The following is an 18991-nucleotide window of genomic DNA, read 5'->3' on the forward strand; positions in this document are numbered from 1 at the left end:
ATGACCGACATGACCCGCCCGCCCGGCGACCACACGCCGGCCGCGCCGGACGCCCGCGGCGAGAGCGCCCTGGGCACCGGCCACCGCACCACACAGGGCACGGACCACGACACGGCCCGGGACGCGGACACCGGCCGCGGCACCACGCACGGCATCGAGACCGACCGCGGCGCCGCGCACGGCACCGACGCGGACCGCGCCGCGGCGCACGGCACCGATCTGCCCGGCACGGACCGGCACGACACCGACCGGCTCGCCGCCGAAGCACCCCGCGACGACCACCGCACCACCCCCGACAAGGCCGGCCCCGCCAAGAACCGGGCCCATCTGCTCGCCCACGACGATCTCGACAAGCTCGGTGCCCAGTTGCACCACGCCGTCGCCGGGTTCGTCGACGGGCCCCGGGCCGCCGTCGAGGAGGCCGACCATGTGCTGGAGGAGATCGCGGCCCGCTTCACCGAGGCCGTGACGCAGCGCCGCCGCACCCTGCGCCACTCCTGGCAGTCCGTCGAGGGCGGGGAGGGCCGGGACGCCAGGTCCGTCTCGTCGGCCGACACCGAGCAGCTGCGACTGGCCCTGAAGGACTACCGCGAGCTGGCCGAACGGCTGCTGCACGTGTGATCCGGGGCGCCTGCCCCGGTCGTCAGTGCTCCGCCCGGCGCTCCCGCCACTGCCGTACGACGTCCTCGACGTCGTACGGCTTCTTTCCCAGCGGGGGGCCGGGCGGCGGCTTGAACATCATCTCGCGGACCTTGTCGTTGATCTCGCCGATGATCTTCCGGACGATCCGCTCCGAGGGGGCCGCGAGCGCGGCCTCCAGCGCGTCCTCCGCCTCCTTGCGCAGCGCCAGCGTGGGCGGGAGGACGGAGTAGCCCTCCCGGGCCATCTTCCGCTTGACCCACCACAGTTCGTCGTAGGTGCTCTCGATGTCGTGGGGGAGGGGCTCGCCCGCGCCCGGCAGCCGTTCGAACTCCCCACGCCGCTCCGCGTCACGGATCTGCTTGTCGACCCAGGACTCGAAGTCGACGCCCGGTGGCTTTCGCTCGGTCATGAGGCCATTGTGCCGGACACCGCGCGGCCAGGCGTTCTATCATTCGGCGGGCCCGCAGGCCCACCCAGGACGTCTCGGACAAGGAGCGCACGTGCTCGAACTCACCATGGCCACCGTCGCGGAGGCGGAGGCGGGAGCCACGGCCGGCATGCTCATGGCCGACGCGCCGAGCGAGCCGGGTGCGGTGCTGCGGGTGGGCCGCGACAAGTCCGTGTGCCGGCTGAGCACGCCGGACGACTGGCTGTTCGTCTCCCGCGTCCACCTGGAGTTCCTGTGCGGGCCGGAGGGCACCTGGCAGCTCACCTGGCTGCGCGGCTCCCAGCCCGACCCGTCCTCCGAAGTGCGGCTGACCATGGGGGAGTACGTCCAGCCCCTCGGCTACGGCGGCACCGTCCCGCTGCCCCGGGGCGGCAGTGGCGAGATCATCATCCAGGACCGCACCGCCCCGCGCAGCGTCAACGTGGGCTTCTACCACGAGGTGTGACCCAGAGGCCTCACGCCAGTACGCGCGCCAGGGCGAACCCGTCGTAGCCCTTCATTCCCACCGTCTGGATCGCCGTGCCGCTCAGCCTCGGGTGGGCGGCGATCAGCTCGATCGCGGTGCGGGTGCCTGTGACGTCCGGTGCGGTGCTGTCCGCGTCGACGACCCGGCCGCCCCGTACGACGTTGTCGAGGACGATGAGGCTGCCCGTGCTGGTGAGCCGGATCGCCCACTCCACGTAGTGCGGGTTGTTGGCCTTGTCGGCGTCGATGAAGACCAGGTCGAACGGGGGCGGGTTCTCGTCGGCCAGCTTGGGCAGCGACTCCAGGGCCGGGCCCACCCGCACCTCGACCTGCCTGTCCAGGCCGGCGCGGGCGAGGTTGCGGACGGCGACCTCGGCGTGCAGCGGGTCGTACTCCAGGGAGACCAGCCGCCCGTCGGCGGGCAGCGCGCGGCCCAGCCAGATGGTGCTGTAGCCGCCGAGCGTGCCGATCTCCAGGATGTGGCGGGCGCCCTGGATCTGGGCGAGGAGCTGGAGGAGCTTGCCCTGGTTCCCCGCGACGTTGATGTGCGGAAGCCCGGCGGCGTCGCTGTCGCGCAGGGCGGCCGCCAGGGCTTCGTCGTCCGGGGCGAGGTGGGCGGTGAAGTAGGCGTCGACCTCGTCCCAGACGTGCGACTCGCTCATGCGCACTACCTTTCGTCAGCATAGTTAGCATCCCTAACTACTGGCGCTGACGAAGATAGTTGGTGCGCGGGGCGCTGTCAGCGGGATCTCACTCGGCGTGTCGGCCCGCCACCGAGGGGGCCGAGCCCGGCAGCGGACGTCCCGCCGACTCCGCCATCCGCCAGACGGCGAAGCCGCCGATCACGGCCGCGGCCATCATGTAGTACGCGGGCATCATCATGTCCCCGGTCGCGCCGATCAGGGCCGTGACCACCAGCGGGGTCGTGCCGCCGAACAGCGACACCGAGACGTTGAAGCCGATCGACAGCGAGCCGTAGCGGACCTTTGTCGGGAACAGCGCGGGCAGCGCGGAGGGCATCGACGCGGTGAAGCAGACCAGCAGCAGGCCGAGGGCGCCCATGCCGAGCGCGACCGCGAGCAGGCTGCCCTCGCGGATCAGCAGCAGGGCCGGGACGGACAGCAGCAGGAAGCCCGCGCAGCCGGTGGCGATCACCGGGCGGCGGCCGACGCGGTCGGTCAGGGCGCCGACGAACGGCTGGGCGATCATCATCGCGGCCATCACCCCGAGGACGACCAGCAGGCCGTGCGTCTCGTCGTAGTGGAGCTGGCCGGTCAGGTAGCTCGGCATGTACGACAGCAGCATGTAGTCGGTGACGTTGAAGACCAGCACCAGGCCGACGCAGAGCAGCAGCGCGCGCCACTGGCCGGTGACCATCTCGCGCAGCGGCGTCTTGGGACGGTCGTGCTCGGCCTTCGCCGCCTCGGCCGCGAACGCCGGGGTCTCCTCCAGGCGCATGCGCAGGTAGAGGCCGATGATGCCCATCGGGCCCGCGATCAGGAACGGGATGCGCCAGCCCCAGGAGGTCAGGTCGCCGGCGGAGAGCAGCGCGGTCATGATCGTGACCAGGCCCGCGCCGCCGATGTAGCCGGCCAGTGTGCCGAACTCCAGCCAGCTGCCGAGGAATCCGCGCCGCTTGTCGGGGGCGTACTCGGCGATGAAGGTGGAGGCGCCCGCGTACTCGCCGCCGGTGGAGAAGCCCTGCACGAGCCGGGCCACCAGGAGCAGGATCGGCGCGCCGACACCGATCGTCGCGTACGACGGGATCAGACCGATCGCGAAGGTGCCCGCGGCCATCATGATCATGGTGAGGGCGAGGACCTTCTGGCGGCCGACGCGGTCGCCGAGCGGGCCGAAGACCATGCCGCCGAGGGGGCGGACCAGGAAGGCCGCGGCGAAGGCGCCGAAGGTGGAGAGCAACTGGGCGGTGGGGTTGCCCGAGGGGAAGAAGACCTTGCCCAGCGTGACCGCGAGGTAGCTGTAGACGCCGAAGTCGAACCACTCCATCGCGTTGCCGAGCGCGGCCGCCTTCACGGCGCGCTTGACGAGCGCGGGGTCGGTGACGGTGGGGTCGGGGGCCTTCGCCTTGCGGGTCTTCACGAGGGACGCGGGGGCGACGACTGAGGCAGTCGACAAGACTCGCTCGCCTACCTTTCGACGGGGACAGGGGCGCGGTCCCGCGCGGCGGCGCTGTCGTACGGGCCGAAAGAGCGACGATAGGCGGATTTGCTCCGCTTACGGGCGGTACGGAGTTGGCTGCATACTGCACGTAAATCGTCGCTGTGCTGGCGCTTCTGCCCCCGCCCGGGCGGTTCTCACGTGATCTTCATGTGACCCTTCTCGCTTTCGCCGCACTCCCCATAGGGTTCGCAGGAGGAATCCCCGCATTCTGGACATGTGGGGTGAAAGCTACTGCGGAAGGCCGACGGCACGTGGCGGATGCGGATGCGGAGCGCGGCGTACGGCCGGTGGAAGGCCCCGGAGCGACGGCCGCCGGTGAGGCCCGCGCAGGTCTGCGCGTCGCCCGCGTCGGCCTGTGGCTGATCGCCGCCGTCCTCGCCGCCCGGCAGGTGGCCGTCGTCCTCGCCGCCCCCCGCGGTGAGCGGCTGACCGACCTGGAGACCTGGGTCGGGCCGAACGGCGTCCTGCATGTGAACGGCTCGCTGTACGACTCGACCCGCTTCACGGGCACACCCTTCGGCGGCCTCGTCCTCAAGCCCCTCACCCGTGCGGCCGAACAGGCCCTCGGCTGGGGCTGGACCTTCGGCACGCTGCTGCTCGTCGTCGCCCTCGGGGTGATCGCCGCCCGCGCCCTGCCCCAGCCGGTCAGCCGCCGCACCGCCCAGCTGGCCGCGCCGGTCGCCGTCAGCCTGCTGATGCTGTCCCTGCCCGTGCGCAGCACCCTCTCGCTCGGCCAGACCAGCATCATCCCGGTCCTGCTCGTCCTGCTCGGCTGCTTCACCGCCCGCGGCCAGCGCACCAGCGGCCTGCTCATCGGCCTCGCGGCGGCGCTCCAGCCGACCCTGCTGCTGTTCGCGCCCCTGCTGTGGTGCACCGGCCGCAGACGCGCCGCGCTCGCCACCGGCGTCACCTTCGCAGCCGGCACCGGGCTCGCCTGGGCGACGATGCCGCACGACTCCCACCGCTACTGGGTCCACCACATGGCGGGCGCCGGACTCGGCGGACCGGCCGACGACCTCGCCAACCAGTCCCTGCACGGCGCCCTGCTCCGACTCGGCCTGAGCGGCCCCCTGGAGATCGCGCTCTTCCTGACACTCGGCGCTGCCGTCGCCGTCCTGGCCCTGCGCCGGGCCGTGCGGTACTTCGACGACGGCCAGCTGCTGCTCGCCGTCGCGATCACCGGCTGCGCCGCCCTCGTCGTGTCGCCCACCGCCTGGCAGCACCAGCTGCTGTGGGTGCTGCTCGCGGTCGTCGGCCGGGCCGGGACCCGCGCCGGTGACCGCTATGTGTGGCCGGTCGTCGTGGTCCTGGTCATGACGCTGCCCGCGGGCATGCTCCTGCCGGACATGGCCGCCCTTCACCCGCTGCGGGACAACATCGTCCTGCCCGCCGCGCTCGCCGCCGCCGTGGCCGTGCCGTTCCTGTCCCGCGACTCGCCCTTCTACCGGTCGCCGCAACCGGCCGTGTACGCCCCCGCCGCCCCGGCCCGCTTCCGGCACGTGCCGCTGCTGCCGTACCTGCGCCGGACCCTCACCCGGCCGAACCTCCTGCTGGAACTGCTCCTCCTGCGCGTCACCTACGCCGCCTACTCCCAGGTCCGGCTCGCCGCGGGCGGCGGCAGCAACTCCGCCGGGCGCGCGGAGGCGGAGGAGCACGGCAGGCAGATCTACGACCTCGAACGCGCCCTGCACCTCGACGTCGAGCGCTGGGCCAACCACACCGTCGCCGGGATCGACTGGCTGCGGGACGTCCTCGACCAGTACTACACGTCATTCCACTTCCTGGTCCCGCTGGCTGTCCTCGCGATCCTCTACTGGCGCCGCCCCGGCGACTACCGCTGGTCCCGCTCCGCGCTGGGCTTCGCCACACTGCTGGCCCTGGCCGGCTTCTGGCTCTACCCCCTGGCTCCGCCCCGCCTGATGCCGGGGCTCGGCTTCATCGACACCGTGCACGGCGTCCAGGACTTCTCCAAGCCGGACTACGGCACGCTCACGGCCCTCACCAACCAGTACGCGGCGATGCCGTCCCTGCACTTCGGCTGGTCCCTGTGGTGCGGCGTCGTGATCGCGATCCTGGCGTCCCGGTGGTGGCTGAAGGCACTGGCCGTGCTGCATCCACTGCTCACCCTGGCGTCGATCGTGGCGACGGCGAACCACTGGGTGCTGGACGCGGCGGGGGGAGCGGTGGTGATCGCGGCCGGTTTCGGCCTGACGTACCTGCTGTCCGGTCCCCGGGCCGCCGTGGCCGCGGCGGCCGGGCGCGAACCCGCGTCGTCGTCACGAAAGCCCGTACGCAGGTGAGTGGTTGGCGCCCGAGATGCAAGCCGGTGCACGGCCGCGCACGATGAGAGGGGGGCACCCTCTCTGGAAGGTGATCGGCATGCGACGTGCGCTCACCGCCGTAGCGGCGCTGGCTCTCCCCGTCTGCCTCGCGGGAGCACCGGCTGTAGCGGCATCACCGGGAACTCCCTCGACCGCCGTGGTGAAACAAGCCCCGGCCGCGGACAAGTTGAACGGTCCAACAGCCCTTGTGGCCCAGGGGCCGGACGACGTATGTGATTTCACCATCAACCGACCGAACCTCAGTCTGGGATCATCCGGGGCGGTGGTCCAGCAAGCCCAGTGCTACCTGAACCAGGCCATCGGGGCGGGCCTTGACGTGGACGGGGACTTCGGCCGACTCACGCAGTCCGCGACCAGGGACTTCCAGGAGTGTGCCGGGATCGTCGTGGACGGCCGCATCGGAGCGCAGACCTGGTCGTTCCTGTCTTTCTGGGCCAACGCGCCGGACGCGCCCTTCTGTTAACGGCCCCCGCATTCGAACCACACGGTCTTCCCGCCGCCGGACCGCAGTGACACGCCCCACTTGTCGGTCATCGCGTCCAGCAGGAGAAGCCCCCGGCCGCTCTCGGACTCCGCGTCCAGCGTGTCGGGCAGGCGCGGCAGTTCATCGCTGCCGTCCGTGACCTCCACGCGTACGCCCGTGCGCTGCCGCAGCAACAGCAGCGCGCAGCGGCGGTCCGGGACGTGCCGTACGACGTTGGCGAGCGGTTCGGTCACGCCCAGCTCCACGGCGTCCGACAGCTCGGGCATGTCCCACTCGCCGAGGAACGAGCGGACGATACGGCGGATGTGCCGAGGGGCGTGCGCACCGACGGTGAGGCGCATCGCGTACTGGGCGGGAATGTATTCGTTCACGAGACGAGGCTGACGTGCGGTGACTACCCTCGGCTACGGAACGGATACAACCGGTCCCGTTGTGGGCCGAGTTGCGTGAGAGGGGCTTTCGCCGTGACCCACATCAACGCCCTCGACCCGGGTGCGTCCCCGCTCGACTACTACGGCTTCGAGCTGCGCCGGCATCGGGAGGCCGCCGGGCTGACGCAGAAGCAGTTGGGGGACATCCTCAACTACACCGGCTCCTTGGTGGGCCAGATCGAGACGGCCCGCAAAATCCCGACGCCGGAGTTCAGTGAACGGGCCGACGCGGCGCTGGGCACGGACGGTATGTTCTCGCGACTCGTGGAACTGGTGCTGCGCAGTCGGCTTCCGGCGTGGTTCCAGCAGGTGGCCGAGCTGGAGATGAGGGCCACGGAGGTCTGCTCCTTCCAGACGCACATGGTGCTCGGACTGCTTCAGACGTCGGGGTACGCGGGGGCGGTGCTGGGTGCCTTGGACCAGACCGACCTGGAGGACCGCACGGCAGTACGCCTGGCCCGTCGACGTGTGTTCGAGAGGACGGAGCCGCCGGTCTTTTGGGCTGTCCTCAGCGAAGCTGCTCTGTATCTACAGATCGGCGGTCCGGACGTGATGCGGGAGCAACTCGTTCACCTGTTGTCGTTCCAGGGCAACCCTCGGATCAACATTCAGGTTTTGCCGCTCTCGGCAGGGGCGCATGCGGGGCTGACAGGCTCATTCGACGTCTACCACTTTGCGAGCGACCCCACCATCGTCTACACGGAGAGTTACGGCAGCGGACTCACGACGGCCAATCCGGAAACCGTCAAGAACTGTTCGCTCCGTTACGATCATCTCCGAGCTGCCGCGCTCTCTCTCGAGGACTCGGCAAGGCTCATCCGGCGCGCGATGGAGGAACGCTATGGAGATGCAGTGGCGTAAGTCGTCCTACAGCAGTGACCAAGGCGGCCAGTGCCTCGAAGTCGCCGAAACCCCGCACGCCACCGTCGCCATACGCGACTCCAAGAACCCGGCGGGACCGATGCTCACCCTCGATCCCGCCGCCTTCGCCAGCTTCATCAACTGGACGTCTACAACCGCTGAATGATCGTGCCGGTGGCCAAGCCGCCGCCCGCGCACATGGTGATCAGCGCGAACTCCCTGTCCGTGCGCTCCAGTTCGTGAAGCGCCGTCGTGATGAGCCGGGCCCCGGTCGCTCCCACCGGGTGCCCGAGCGCGATCGCGCCGCCGTTGACGTTCACCTTCGACAGGTCCTGGTCGAAGACCCGCGCCCAGCTCAGCACCACGGACGCGAACGCCTCGTTGATCTCGACCACGTCGATGTCCTTCAGGGGCATCCCCGCCTTGCCCAGCACCGCCTTCGTCGCGTCGATCGGGCCGTCGAGGTGGAAGTGGGGGTCGGAGCCCACCAGGGCCTGGGCCACGATCCGGGCCCGGGGGCGCAGCTTCAGCGCCCGGGTCATTCGTTTCGACGCCCACATGACGGCCGACGCCCCGTCGGAGATCTGCGACGAGTTCCCGGCCGTGTGCACGGCCGTCGGCATGATCGGCTTCAGCGCGGCCAGCGCCTCCGCCGTCGTGTCGCGCAGCCCCTCGTCCTTGTCGACCAGGCGCCACATGCCCTGCCCGGCGTGCTGCTCCTCCTCGGTCGTGGGGACCTGGACCGCGAACGTCTCTCGTTTGAAGCGCTCCTCCGCCCAGGCGTGGGCGGCTCGCTGCTGGGAGGACAGGCCCAGCGCGTCGACGTCCTCGCGGGTCAGGCCCCGGTGGCGGGCGATGCGCTCGGCCGCCTCGAACTGGTTGGGCAGGTCCACGTTCCACTCGTCGGGGAACGGCTTGCCCGGCCCGTGCTTCGAGCCCGACCCCAGCGGCACCCGCGACATCGACTCCACCCCGCAGGAGATGCCGACGTCGATCACCCCGGCCGCGACCATGTTGGCCACCATGTGCGAGGCCTGCTGGGAGGACCCGCACTGCGCGTCCACGGTCGTCGCGGCGGTCTCGTAGGGGAGGCCCATGGTCAGCCAGGCCGTGCGCGCGGGGTTCATGGACTGCTCGCCGGCGTGGGTGACCGTGCCGCCGACGATCTGCTCGACGCAGTCGGCGGGGATGCCGGTGCGGCCGAGGAGTTCGCGGTAGGTCTCGCCCAGGAGGTAGGCGGGGTGCAGATGGGCGAGCGCGCCGCCGCGCTTGCCGATGGGGGTGCGTACGGCTTCGACGATCACGGGTTCGGCAGCCATGGGTGCGGGTCCTCTCCGGGAGGCTCAGCGGAACTAGTACGCGTTCTAGTTCTGTGGGTAGTGTGCTGAGGGCCGCTCGGTGACCGCAAGGGTCGTGCGGGCAATTGGCGGGTCCGTGCCTCTTGCTACTTGTAGAACCCGTTACTACCGTCACCGCAACTCCGCACAGCTGATGGGCCGTCAGGCCGATGAGTCGGTACGAGTGGTGGGAGCCGCCCATGCCCTGTCCCGCGCTGCCCGACGGGTTCGACTTCACCGACCCCGACCTGCTGCACCACCGAGTGCCCCTGCCGGAGTTCGCGGAGCTGCGCCGGGCCGAACCGGTCTGCTGGGTGGCGCAGCCGACCGGTCTAGCCGGCTTCCAGGACGACGGCTACTGGGCGGTCACCCGGCACGCCGACGTCAAGTACGTCTCCACGCACCCGGAGTTGTTCTCGTCGTCCCTCAACACGGCGATCATCCGCTTCAACGAGCACATCGAACGCGACGCCATCGACGCACAGCGGCTGATCCTGCTGAACATGGACCCGCCGGAGCACACCCGGGTCCGGCAGATCGTGCAGCGCGGCTTCACGCCCCGGTCGATCCGGGCATTGGAGGACCGACTGCGGGCCCGGGCCCACTCCATCGTCGAGAACGCCCGCGCGCACACCGGGCCGTTCGACTTCGTCACCCAGGTCGCCTGCGAACTGCCCCTCCAGGCCATCGCCGAGCTGATGGGCGTCCCCCAGGAGGACCGGGACAAGATCTTCGACTGGTCCAACAAGATGATCGCCTACGACGATCCCGAGTACGCCATCACCGAGGAGGTCGGTGCCGAGTCGGCGACGGAGATCATCGCCTACGCGATGAACATGGCCGCCGACCGCAAGCAGTGCCCGGCCCACGACATCGTCACGCAGCTCGTCGCCGCGGAGGACGAGGGCAACCTCAGCTCCGACGAGTTCGGCTTCTTCGTGCTGATGCTGGCCGTCGCGGGCAACGAGACCACCCGCAACGCCATCACCCACGGCATGCACGCCTTCCTCACCCATCCGGAACAGTGGGAGCTGTACAAGAGCGAGCGCCCGCAGACGGCGGCGGAGGAGATCGTGCGCTGGGCCACCCCGGTCGCCGCCTTCCAGCGCACCGCCACCCAGGACACCGAACTCGGCGGCAAGCGCATCCGCGAGGGCGACCGGCTGGGCCTGTTCTACGCCTCCGCCAACCACGACCCCGAGGTCTTCGACGACCCGGACACCTTCGACGTCACCCGCGACCCCAACCCGCACCTCGGGTTCGGCGGCGGCGGCCCGCACTACTGCCTGGGCAAGTCCCTCGCCGTGCTGGAGATCAACCTCATCTTCCACGCGATCGCCGACGCCATGCCCGGGCTGAGGCTGGTCGGGGACCCGCGCCGGCTGCGCTCGGCCTGGATCAACGGGGTGAAGGAACTTCCGGTGAGCACGGGCTGAAGCCCTCCCGAGGGAAAGCGGCAGGACGAAGGCGACGGCCCCGGGGATCAGGGGGCCGCCGCCTTCGGTCTGTGGGGGTGGAGCCTGCCCACCGCGACCGGCTCAGTAGGAGCCGTTGGCCTGCCAGAAGTCCCAGGCGCCGCAGGCACTGCCGTAGCGGTCCTTCATGTAGTCCAGGCCCCACTCGATCTGCGTGGCCGCGTTGGTCTTCCAGTCGGAGCCGGCCGAGGCCATCTTTTCGCCCGGCAGGGCCTGGACCAGGCCGTAGGCGCCGCTGGAGCTGTTCTTCGCGTTGACGTTCCAGTCGCTCTCGTGCTCGACGATCTTGGAGAAGCACTCGTACTGCGCGTCGTCGCCGATCATCTTCTTCGCGACGGCCTGCGCGGAGGAGGCCTTCACCGAGGGCGCCTGTGCCGGGGTGGCCTGCGCGGGTCCGGCGGCGATCACGGTGCCGCAGGCAGTCGCGGCCAGGGCGGCACCGGCGAGGGCCTTCCGCGGGGTGGTGACATGGCGGAGAACGGTAGCGGCGGGCACAGGCGACCTTTCGTAGGGGGCAGCAGCCGTCCACGAAAACAGGCACACCGGATGCGTGCAATGCCCCCTTTTACTAGGTATGGCCGCACGTGTGGGGTGAGGTGACGGCGGTGACCGGGGGCTTGCCCCTACGGCCCCGCTTCGTATGTGACCTGAGTCACGTGGGCGGCCTCACTTCTCGGCGACGTCGAACGTGACCGGCGTCTCGAAGGCCGCCCGGCGCGTGGCCCGGCGCAGCGCCCTGAGCACCGCCGGACCTAGGGTGAGGGTCAGGACGACCGTGACGACGGCCCGGCCCAGGTCCCAGCCCAGCGACGTGGCCAGGCAGTACGCGACGAAGCGGGCCAGGTTCGCGCCGACCGTGGCCTGCGGGTCGAAGGCCACGGTCGAGGCGAGGGCGCTCATGAACGGCCAGCCCGCCATGTTCATCACCGTGCCGTAGGCGAACGCGGCGAGGAAGCCGTAACAGGCGAGCAGCACGCGCTCGCCCCCGCCGCGCAGCCGGTCCGGGCCCGGCAGCAGCCCCGCGCCCATCGCGAACCAGCCCATCGCCAGCATCTGGAACGGCAGCCACGGCCCCACCCCGCCCGTGAGCAGCGCCGACGCGAACATCGTCACCGAGCCGAGCACGAACCCGAAGCCCGGGCCCAGCACCCGGCCGCTCAGCACCATCAGGAAGAACATCGGCTCGATCCCGGCCGTACCGGCGCCGATCGGCCGCAGCGCCGCTCCGGTCGCGGCCAGCACGCCGAGCATCGCGACCGCCTTCGGGCCCAGACCGGACTCCGAGATCGCCGCTGCCACGACCGCCACCAGCAGCACCAGCACGCCCGCGAAGAGCCAGGGCGCGTCCTGCGCGTGCGCACTGATCCGCGAGGTGGGCGGGGCGAGGAAGGGCCAGCCGAAGCCCGCCACGCCCACCGCGCTGACCAGGGCCAGCGCGGCGATGGAGCGGGGGCCGAGCCGTACGGCCCGGGCCTGGCGCTGCGCGGTCGGGCGGGTGGTGGTCGCCTGGAGACTCATCGGCCGGTCCCCTCCAGCGCCGCGCGGACCTGGGCGACCGTGAGCCAGTGCTGGGGCGCCAGGATCTTGGTGACCTGCGGGGCGAAGGAGGGTGAGGACACGACGACGTCCGCCGTCGGGCCGTCCGCGATCACCTCGCCCTCGGCCAGCAGCACCACCCGGTGCGCCAGCTCGGCGGCGAGTTCCACGTCGTGCGTGGCCAGGACGATGGCGTGCCCCTCGGCGGCCAGCGCGCGCAGCACCGTCACCAGCCGGGCCTTCGCCGCGTAGTCCAGGCCCCGGGTCGGCTCGTCCAGCAGGAGCAGCGGGGGGCGGGCCGTCAGCACCACGGCCAGGGCGAGCGCGAGCCGCTGCCCCTCCGACAGGTCCCGGGGGTGGGTGTCGTCGGTGACGCCGGGCAGCAGCTCGGTGACCAGGGCCCGGCAGGTGCCGGGGTCGGCTCCGGCGTCCTGGTCGGCCGCGGCGCACTCGGCGGCGACGGTGTCGGCGTAGAGCAGGTCGCGGGGCTCCTGCGGGACGAGGCCGACCTTGCGGACGAGGTCTTTCGGGGTGGTGCGGTGGGGGGTCTCGCCGCCGGCTCGCACGGTTCCGGAGGTGGGTTTGACCAGGCCTACCAGGGAGTTGAGGAGGGTGGACTTTCCGGCGCCGTTTCTGCCCATGAGGGCGATCGTCTCGCCGGGGGTGATGGTGAGGGTGACGTCGTGCAGGGCCTGGACGCGGGCGCGGGTGACCGAGAGGGTCTGTACTTCGCCTACGGGGGTGGGCTGTGCGGGGCGTTCGCGGGTGCGGGTTGTCGGTGGCTGATCGCGCGGTTCCCCGCGCCCCTGAGGCGGGTGCTCCAGCTGTTGCTTGAGATGCGCTGCCCTGCGGCGGGCGTCGCGGACCGTCAGGGGCAGGGGGGACCAGCCCGCCAGGCGGCCCAGGGCCACCACCGGGGGGTACACCGGGGACACGGCCATCACCTCGGCCGGGTCACCCAGGACCGGGGGCGCCCCCGGGGACGGGAGCAGGACGACCTGGTCGGCGTACTGGATGACGCGTTCCAGACGGTGTTCGGCCATGAGGACGGTCGTGCCGAGGTCGTGGACGAGCCGCTGGAGGACCGCCAGCACCTCCTCGGCGGCTGCCGGGTCGAGCGCCGAGGTCGGCTCGTCCAGGACGAGCACGCTCGGGTGCGGGGTGAGGACCGAGCCGATCGCGACGCGCTGCTGCTGGCCGCCGGAGAGCGTGGCGATCGGCCGGTCGCGCAGACCGGCCAGACCCAGCAGGTCCAGCGTCTCCTCGACGCGGCGGCGCATCACGTCCGGGGCGAGGCCCAGCGACTCCATGCCGTAGGCCAGCTCGTCCTCGACGGTGTCGGTGACGAAGTGGGACAGCGGGTCCTGGCCGACCGTGCCCACCACGTCGGCCAGCTCGCGCGGCTTGTGGGTGCGGGTGTCGCGGCCCGCGACCGTGACCCGGCCGCGCAGGGTGCCGCCGGTGAAGTGCGGCACGAGCCCGCTGACCGCGCCCAGGACCGTGGACTTGCCGACACCGGACGGACCGGCCAGCAGGACGAGTTCGCCCTCCGGGACCTCGAAGTCGATGCCCTGGACGGTGGGTCCGGGAGCCCCGTCGTACGTCACGGAGACATCCTCGAAGCGGATCACGACGGCTCCTTGGGATCGGGGGCCACGAACGCGGGCAGCAGGCCGAGCAGTACGGCAGCGGCCGGCCAGAGGGGGAGGGTGGGGGCGACCAGGGGGACCACGCCGGGGTGCAGGGCAGCGGGGTCGCGGGCCGCGGCGAGGGCGAGCAGGGCCGCGACCGCGACGCCCGAGGCGACGACCAGCCAGGCGCGCACGTCCCAGCGGTCCGGGCGGTACCGGGTGCGCGGCGAGCGGCGTCCGCCGAGTTTGAGACCCGCCAGGGCGGCGGCCAGACCCGCGAGCAGCAGCGGAAAGCCGTAGGTGGCGCCCTCGGCCGTGAGCAGGCCGTACGTTCCCGCGCAGACACCGAGCAGACCGCCGAGGGTGAGCGCGGCGGTGGTCCGCCGTACGGCGGGCGGGACCTCGGCGGTACGGCCGTAGCCGCGGGCGTCCATCGCGGCGGCGAGGGACACCGAACGCTCCAGCGCGCCCTCCAGGACCGGGAGTCCCACCTGCAGCAGGCCCCTCAGGCCCTTGTCCGGACGGCCGCGCAGCCTGCGGGCGGCGCGCAGCCGCTGGACGTCGGCGATGAGGTTCGGGGCGAAGGTGAGGGCGACGACAACCGCGACGCCCATCTCGTACAGGGCGCCCGGCAGGGACTTCAGGAGACGGGAGGGGTTGGCGAGGGCGTTCGCGGCGCCGACGCAGATCAGCAGGGTGGCCAGCCGCAGACCGTCGTACAGGGCGAAGGTGAGGGCCTCCGCGGTCACCGCGCCGCCGAGCCGGATGCCCTGGGCCCAGGCGGGGAGCGGGACTTCGGGCAGGGTGAGCAGGGTGTGCGTGCCCGGGATCGGGGAGCCCAGGACGATCGCGAAGAGCAGCCGGATGACGATCACCGCGAGGGCGAGCTTCACGAAGGCGCCGTAGGAGCGGGACCACGGGGTGTCGGGGCGGCGGGTGGCCACGACGTAGGCGGAGACCGTGATGAGCAGGGCGAGGAGCAGGGGGTTGGTGGTGCGGGTGGCCGCCGTGCCGAGCCCCAGCGCCCAGAGCCACCAGGCCCCGGGGTGCAGTTGGGCCCGGCGGCCGCGTCGGGTGGGACCGGCCACGCCGTCGTGTCGGGTGGCCCTAGCCACGCCGCCGTACCTGCCAGATCGCCGCGCCGCCCAGGAGCACCACCACGGCGATGCCCGTGACCAGGCCCAGGGACGGGCCGTCGTCCGAAGCGGAGTTCTTCCCCGCCGCCGGCTTCTCCTGCTGCTTCCGGGAGATCTGTTCGCCACAGCCCTGCCGCGGATAGCCCGCGATCGCGCACAGCAGGGCGTTGGTGTCGTAGCGCAGCGGCTTGGCCACCGCTGCCAGGGCCTCGGCCGTCGTCGCGTCGGGGGAGACCCGGGCGCAGGCCGTGCGGGCGGCGGGCGGGGTCTCGCCCTCGGGGGCGTCCGAGGCGGTGCCGAAGTCCAGGACCAGGGCCACCCGCTTGCGGCCGTCCTGCGCCGGCGTCTTCGCGCAGATCGCCGCGAAGTCTGCCTCGCCGCGCGGCCGGGCCGCGTCCCCGGAGTCCTCGCTCACCGCGAAACGGAAGCCCTGGACGTCACCGTCCGAGGGGCGGACCAGGGACGGGCCCTGGGTGGCGTAGACCCAGCGTCCGCTGTCGCGCTCCCAGAACGACCAGTACCGGTAACCGGCGGCCTGCGCCTGGCCCGCGCCCGCGCACAGCAGGAGCGAGGCCAGGAGCAGGAGAAGGGCCCGGCGGATCACGGCTGCTGCTTCCTCTTGCGGCCGGTGAACAGGAAGCCGATGCCGATACCGGCGACGAGGCAGACGCCGACGTACCACCAGACGCCGAAGAAGTCCGAGCCGGAGTCCTCCTTCTTCTCGTCCGCGGCCTTGGTCTTCTCCGCCGCCTGCGGGGCCGGGCCCGTGGCGCCCAGCTGCTTGACGAGGTCCGCGCCGCCGAAGTCGCGCGGGTTCGTGCCCGTGGCGTGGGCGGCGAAGATCAGCTGGGCGTAGGCGGCCGGACCGTTCTGCTCGGCCCAGGCCGCGGAGTTCTTCTCCAGCCAGCGCACGGACTTCTCCGCCTGCGCGGTGGCGCCCTGCGCGGCGAGCGCGACGACCGCGTCGGCGGTGTTGCCGTAGTCGGGCTGCGGCTCGGCACCGGCCAGGGCGGACATGAGATGCCCGTCGTCCTTGGCGAGCGCGGCGGTGAGGTAGGCGGCCCCGTTGGCCGCGGCCTGCTCGGGCGTCTGGGCCTTCGCGCAGGTCGCGTCGGACGTCTTGCCGGGCTCGACGACCAGGCCGCGGCCCAGGGAGCCCAGCACACCGGCCGCCGTGGCGTCCGCGTTGGCGGTGAGCTCGCCCTTCTTGTCCGGCTGGTACGCGAAGGCGCCGTCGTCGTCCCCGCCGCAGGGCAGGGCGAGCTTCAGCAGCGCGTCGTAGGGGGACTTGCCGTCCTTGACGACCTGGTCCGGCTTCTCGCCCGCGGCGGCGAGCGCGCCCACGACGACCGACGTCGAGTTGGTGTCGCTGGCCCCGCCGGGCGAGTAGCCCCAGCCGCCGTCCTTGTTCTGCACGGACTTCAGCCAGCCGACGGCCTTGCCGGTGACGTCGTCGTGCCCGCCGAGCGCGCTGAGCGCCTGCACGGCGGCCGACGTGGCGTTGGTGTCGAGCATGGTCTTGGCGTCGCACGCGGCCGTGGGGTCGGCGCGGTAGGAGGCGAAGCCGCCGTCCGCGCACTGCTGCCGCGTCAGCCACCGCACGGACTTCTCCGCCGGCTTCACGCCCACGGTGTCCTGGGCGAGCAGGGCGAGCGACTGGCGCCAGACGCCGTCGTACTTCGGGTCCGAGTCGCCGTACAGGGCGGACGGGAACGCCTGGGAGGGCGACGGGGACGGGTCGGCGGCGGCCGGGGTGGCGGCGCCGATCACGGCGACGGCGGCCAGGACCGCTGCGCTGCGGCGGACGTTCATGATCGGCGGGTGCCTCTCCCTGTGGGGGAGCCGGGCAGCACGGGGCACCCCCCGGCGGCTCGGCTCCGTATACCTCGACGGTGCCGCGCACCGGCAGGCTGCCGGGCACGTGAGCCGGTCACGAAACCGTACGAAGCGATCCGGCTCACCGCCTCGCTGGACGGTTCACGGTTGCGGGTCAGCGCCGGAATTGCACCGGCTTCCCCCCGTACGGTGTGATGACGACCCGCTCACTGTACCCGCCCGTAGGAATCGGGCCGAGGGCACCGGCGCCCCACGGTGCGAGGCCGCCGGTCCGGCGAGAGAGGCGACCGCGGCAGTTCTGAGGAACTCCCGGGTGCCGTACCGGAGTTGATCCTCTTCGGGGCGCCGACCGGCTAACGTGGGGTCTCCTCGACCACACACCGCAGGAGTGTCCATGACCGAGCAGGAGCCGTTCCCCAAGATCGACACCTCGGTGCCGCACTCGGCCCGGATCTGGAACTACTGGCTGGGCGGGAAGGACAACTACGAGGTCGACCGGGTGGCCGGTGACGCGTTCCGTGAGGCCTTCCCCGGGATCGAGACCGGTGCCCGTGCCGCCCGCTACTTCCTCGCCCGCGCCGTGCGCCACCTCGCCGCCGAGGAGGGCATCCGCCAGTTCCTGGACATCGGCACCGGCCTGCCCAACGTGGACAACACCCACCAGATCGCCCAGCGGGTGGCCCCGGACAGCCGGATCGTCTACGTCGACAACGACCCGCTGGTGCTGGCCCACGCCCGCGCCCTGCTCACCAGCACCCCGGAGGGCGTCACCAACTACGTCGACGCCGACCTGCGCGACCCCGCCGCCATCGTCCGGGAGGCCGGCAGGACGCTCGACTTCGACCGGCCCGTCGCCCTCATGCTGATGGGCATCCTCGGGCACATCGAGGACCACGACGAGGCCCGCTCGATCGTGCGGCAGCTGGTGGACGCCCTGCCCTCGGGCAGCTACCTCGTGCAGTACGACTCCACCGACACCAGCGAGGACTACGTCCGGGCCATCCAGCAGTACAACGACGGCGGCTCGGTCCCGTACATCCTGCGCAGCCCCGAGCAGCTCGCGCGCTACTTCGACGGCCTGGAGCTGCTCGACCCGGGCGTGGCCTCCTGCTCGCGCTGGCGCCCCGACGCCGCCGCCCTGGGCCTGCCCGCGGAGGTGCACCAGTACGGCGGCGTCGCCCGCAAGAGCTGACCCTCAGGTCTCCTGAAGGATGCGGTGCAGGATGGTCGGAGTCTCGTCCGGCGACTCGGCTTCGACCACCAGCCGGTTCATGGCGTCCCAGTAGCACTCGATCTCGGCAGGCCGGTCGGGGTAGAGGGCTCCGGTGAGCTGCTCCAGGTAGACCACGTCGGGCAACTGCCCGCCGGGCAGCCGCAGAATGGTGACCGGACCGCCCTCCGCGGCGTGCGCACCGGCGGCGAACGGCAGGATCTGCACGGTCACGTTCGGGAGCCCGCAGACCTCGATGAGATGCCTGAGCTGGTCCCGCATGACGGCGATGCCGCCCACCGGGCGGCGCAGCGCCGCCTCGTCGATCACCGCCCACAACCGGGTCGCCGGTTGCCGGTGCAGGATCCGCTGGCGGGCCATCCGCAGGGCGACCCGGCGGTCGAGCTCGGCCGCACCGGCGTCCGGGTGCACGAGCCGCACGGCGGCCCGGGCGTAGTCGGCGGTCTGCAACAGCCCGGGCACGCGCTGCACCCGGAAGCAGCGGATGAGGCTCGCCGCCTGCTCGGCGCCGAGATACGTCTGCGTCCAGGCGGGCACGACATCGTTGTAGGAGCGCCACCAGGCGGGGGTGTTGGCCTGTGCGGCCAGCGCCATCAGGGTGGCGCGCTCGGCCTCGTCCGTGAGGCCGTAGAGGGTGAGCAGATCGGCGACGTCGCGCAGTTTGAAGCCGTGGCGGCCGGCCTCCATGCGGCTGATCTTGGAGGAGGAGGCGCGGATGACGTGCCCCGCGTCCGCCCGGGTGATGCCCCGTTCCTCCCGCAGTGCGCGCAGCCGGGCCCCCAGGGCGAGGCGCGGCACCATGGGCCCGGCGCACCCGCCGTCCAGGGCCCCGCTGCCGGTCGTCGTGCGTGCGGCCTCTTCGGTGCCCATGGGCATCTCTCCCGGTGCGAGCGTTGCTTCCGACCATCCTAGGGGCGCTCGGCGGCGTCAAGAGCCCGATGCCGCGGGCACATTC

General features: G+C 71.9%; 20 protein-coding genes and 1 riboswitch. Of the genes, 8 read left to right on the top strand and 12 right to left on the bottom strand.

Features of this window, described 5'->3' with window-relative positions:
- On the top strand, nucleotides 1–621 hold the full coding sequence (locus ACFZDE_RS08555) for a hypothetical protein (protein ID WP_391198524.1): 621 nt from the start codon (nucleotides 1–3) through the stop codon (nucleotides 619–621).
- A 22-nt stretch (nucleotides 622–643) separates the two neighbouring features.
- Here ACFZDE_RS08555 and ACFZDE_RS08560 read toward each other — a convergent pair whose 3' ends face one another.
- The gene (locus ACFZDE_RS08560; protein WP_390997378.1) at nucleotides 644–1051 is read right to left on the bottom strand and encodes a DnaJ family domain-containing protein; all 408 of its coding nucleotides are present in this window, start codon (nucleotides 1049–1051) and stop codon (nucleotides 644–646) included.
- A 91-nt stretch (nucleotides 1052–1142) separates the two neighbouring features.
- Between ACFZDE_RS08560 and ACFZDE_RS08565 the strand changes: the two genes are divergently transcribed.
- The gene (locus tag ACFZDE_RS08565) at nucleotides 1143–1535 is read left to right on the top strand and encodes a hypothetical protein (protein WP_390997381.1); all 393 of its coding nucleotides are present in this window, start codon (nucleotides 1143–1145) and stop codon (nucleotides 1533–1535) included.
- 10 nt (nucleotides 1536–1545) lie between these two features.
- Here ACFZDE_RS08565 and ACFZDE_RS08570 read toward each other — a convergent pair whose 3' ends face one another.
- Complete coding sequence (locus tag ACFZDE_RS08570; RefSeq protein ID WP_390997384.1) at nucleotides 1546–2217, bottom strand: class I SAM-dependent methyltransferase; 672 nt, start codon at nucleotides 2215–2217, stop codon at nucleotides 1546–1548.
- Between the two features lie 88 nt (nucleotides 2218–2305).
- Nucleotides 2306–3691, bottom strand: coding sequence for a glycine betaine/L-proline transporter ProP (gene proP / locus ACFZDE_RS08575; RefSeq protein WP_391198527.1), 1386 nt, complete (start codon nucleotides 3689–3691; stop codon nucleotides 2306–2308).
- A gap of 296 nt (nucleotides 3692–3987) precedes the next feature.
- On the opposite strand from proP, the gene ACFZDE_RS08580 reads away from it, so the two are divergent.
- Both ACFZDE_RS08580 and ACFZDE_RS08585 read left to right on the top strand, forming a co-directional pair.
- Nucleotides 3988–6036, top strand: a complete 2049-nt coding sequence (locus tag ACFZDE_RS08580) for a phosphatase PAP2 family protein (RefSeq protein WP_391198530.1) — start codon at nucleotides 3988–3990, stop codon at nucleotides 6034–6036.
- A 304-nt stretch (nucleotides 6037–6340) separates the two neighbouring features.
- On the top strand, nucleotides 6341–6541 hold the full coding sequence (locus tag ACFZDE_RS08585; RefSeq protein ID WP_390997391.1) for a peptidoglycan-binding protein: 201 nt from the start codon (nucleotides 6341–6343) through the stop codon (nucleotides 6539–6541).
- Here ACFZDE_RS08585 and ACFZDE_RS08590 read toward each other — a convergent pair.
- Nucleotides 6538–6933: an ATP-binding protein gene (locus tag ACFZDE_RS08590; RefSeq protein WP_391198532.1), complete on the bottom strand. Its 396-nt coding sequence runs from the start codon at nucleotides 6931–6933 to the stop codon at nucleotides 6538–6540. The genes ACFZDE_RS08585 and ACFZDE_RS08590 overlap by 4 nt on opposite strands.
- A gap of 93 nt (nucleotides 6934–7026) precedes the next feature.
- Here ACFZDE_RS08590 and ACFZDE_RS08595 point away from each other — a divergent pair, with 93 nt between their 5' ends.
- Both ACFZDE_RS08595 and ACFZDE_RS08600 read left to right on the top strand, forming a co-directional pair.
- The gene (locus ACFZDE_RS08595) at nucleotides 7027–7854 is read left to right on the top strand and encodes a Scr1 family TA system antitoxin-like transcriptional regulator (RefSeq protein ID WP_391198534.1); all 828 of its coding nucleotides are present in this window, start codon (nucleotides 7027–7029) and stop codon (nucleotides 7852–7854) included.
- The gene (locus ACFZDE_RS08600; protein WP_391198537.1) at nucleotides 7835–8020 is read left to right on the top strand and encodes a DUF397 domain-containing protein; all 186 of its coding nucleotides are present in this window, start codon (nucleotides 7835–7837) and stop codon (nucleotides 8018–8020) included. Before ACFZDE_RS08595 ends, ACFZDE_RS08600 begins: the two co-directional genes overlap by 20 nt.
- Here the strand turns inward: ACFZDE_RS08600 and ACFZDE_RS08605 are convergent.
- A complete protein-coding gene (locus ACFZDE_RS08605) occupies nucleotides 8004–9173 on the bottom strand; it encodes a steroid 3-ketoacyl-CoA thiolase (protein ID WP_391198539.1) in 1170 nt (389 codons plus the stop codon). The two genes, ACFZDE_RS08600 and ACFZDE_RS08605, sit on opposite strands and share 17 nt — an antisense overlap.
- Nucleotides 9174–9391: 218 nt before the next feature.
- On the opposite strand from ACFZDE_RS08605, the gene ACFZDE_RS08610 reads away from it, so the two are divergent.
- A complete protein-coding gene (locus ACFZDE_RS08610) occupies nucleotides 9392–10627 on the top strand; it encodes a cytochrome P450 (protein WP_391198542.1) in 1236 nt (411 codons plus the stop codon).
- Nucleotides 10628–10729: 102 nt separating this feature from the next.
- On the opposite strand, the gene ACFZDE_RS08615 is transcribed toward ACFZDE_RS08610, so the two are convergent.
- The 6 genes from ACFZDE_RS08615 to ACFZDE_RS08640 form a co-directional block, all read right to left on the bottom strand.
- Nucleotides 10730–11161 (bottom strand): transglycosylase SLT domain-containing protein, encoded by a 432-nt coding sequence (locus ACFZDE_RS08615; RefSeq protein ID WP_391198545.1) that lies wholly within the window; start codon nucleotides 11159–11161, stop codon nucleotides 10730–10732.
- A 171-nt stretch (nucleotides 11162–11332) separates the two neighbouring features.
- On the bottom strand, nucleotides 11333–12184 hold the full coding sequence (locus ACFZDE_RS08620) for an ECF transporter S component (RefSeq protein WP_391198547.1): 852 nt from the start codon (nucleotides 12182–12184) through the stop codon (nucleotides 11333–11335).
- On the bottom strand, nucleotides 12181–13833 hold the full coding sequence (locus ACFZDE_RS08625; protein ID WP_391198549.1) for an ATP-binding cassette domain-containing protein: 1653 nt from the start codon (nucleotides 13831–13833) through the stop codon (nucleotides 12181–12183). The genes ACFZDE_RS08620 and ACFZDE_RS08625 overlap by 4 nt, the downstream gene beginning before the upstream one ends.
- Nucleotides 13830–14948 carry a CbiQ family ECF transporter T component gene (locus tag ACFZDE_RS08630; RefSeq protein WP_391198551.1) on the bottom strand — a complete coding sequence of 373 codons (1119 nt, stop codon included), beginning with the start codon at nucleotides 14946–14948 and terminating at the stop codon, nucleotides 13830–13832. Before ACFZDE_RS08630 ends, ACFZDE_RS08625 begins: the two co-directional genes overlap by 4 nt.
- The gene (locus tag ACFZDE_RS08635; protein ID WP_390997420.1) at nucleotides 14941–15573 is read right to left on the bottom strand and encodes an SCO2322 family protein; all 633 of its coding nucleotides are present in this window, start codon (nucleotides 15571–15573) and stop codon (nucleotides 14941–14943) included. Before ACFZDE_RS08635 ends, ACFZDE_RS08630 begins: the two co-directional genes overlap by 8 nt.
- Nucleotides 15570–16781, bottom strand: a complete 1212-nt coding sequence (locus ACFZDE_RS08640; protein ID WP_391198553.1) for a prenyltransferase/squalene oxidase repeat-containing protein — start codon at nucleotides 16779–16781, stop codon at nucleotides 15570–15572. Before ACFZDE_RS08640 ends, ACFZDE_RS08635 begins: the two co-directional genes overlap by 4 nt.
- A gap of 137 nt (nucleotides 16782–16918) precedes the next feature.
- Nucleotides 16919–16986: riboswitch (cobalamin riboswitch) on the bottom strand.
- Nucleotides 16987–17199: 213 nt separating this feature from the next.
- Here ACFZDE_RS08640 and ACFZDE_RS08645 point away from each other — a divergent pair.
- Nucleotides 17200–17997, top strand: coding sequence for an SAM-dependent methyltransferase (locus ACFZDE_RS08645; protein WP_390997426.1), 798 nt, complete (start codon nucleotides 17200–17202; stop codon nucleotides 17995–17997).
- A 3-nt stretch (nucleotides 17998–18000) separates the two neighbouring features.
- On the opposite strand, the gene ACFZDE_RS08650 is transcribed toward ACFZDE_RS08645, so the two are convergent.
- On the bottom strand, nucleotides 18001–18906 hold the full coding sequence (locus tag ACFZDE_RS08650; protein WP_391198554.1) for a Scr1 family TA system antitoxin-like transcriptional regulator: 906 nt from the start codon (nucleotides 18904–18906) through the stop codon (nucleotides 18001–18003).
- Between the last annotated feature and the right edge of the window lie 85 nt (nucleotides 18907–18991).

Source organism: Streptomyces sp. NPDC007929 (assembly GCF_042959065.1).
GTDB lineage: Bacteria > Actinomycetota > Actinomycetes > Streptomycetales > Streptomycetaceae > Streptomyces.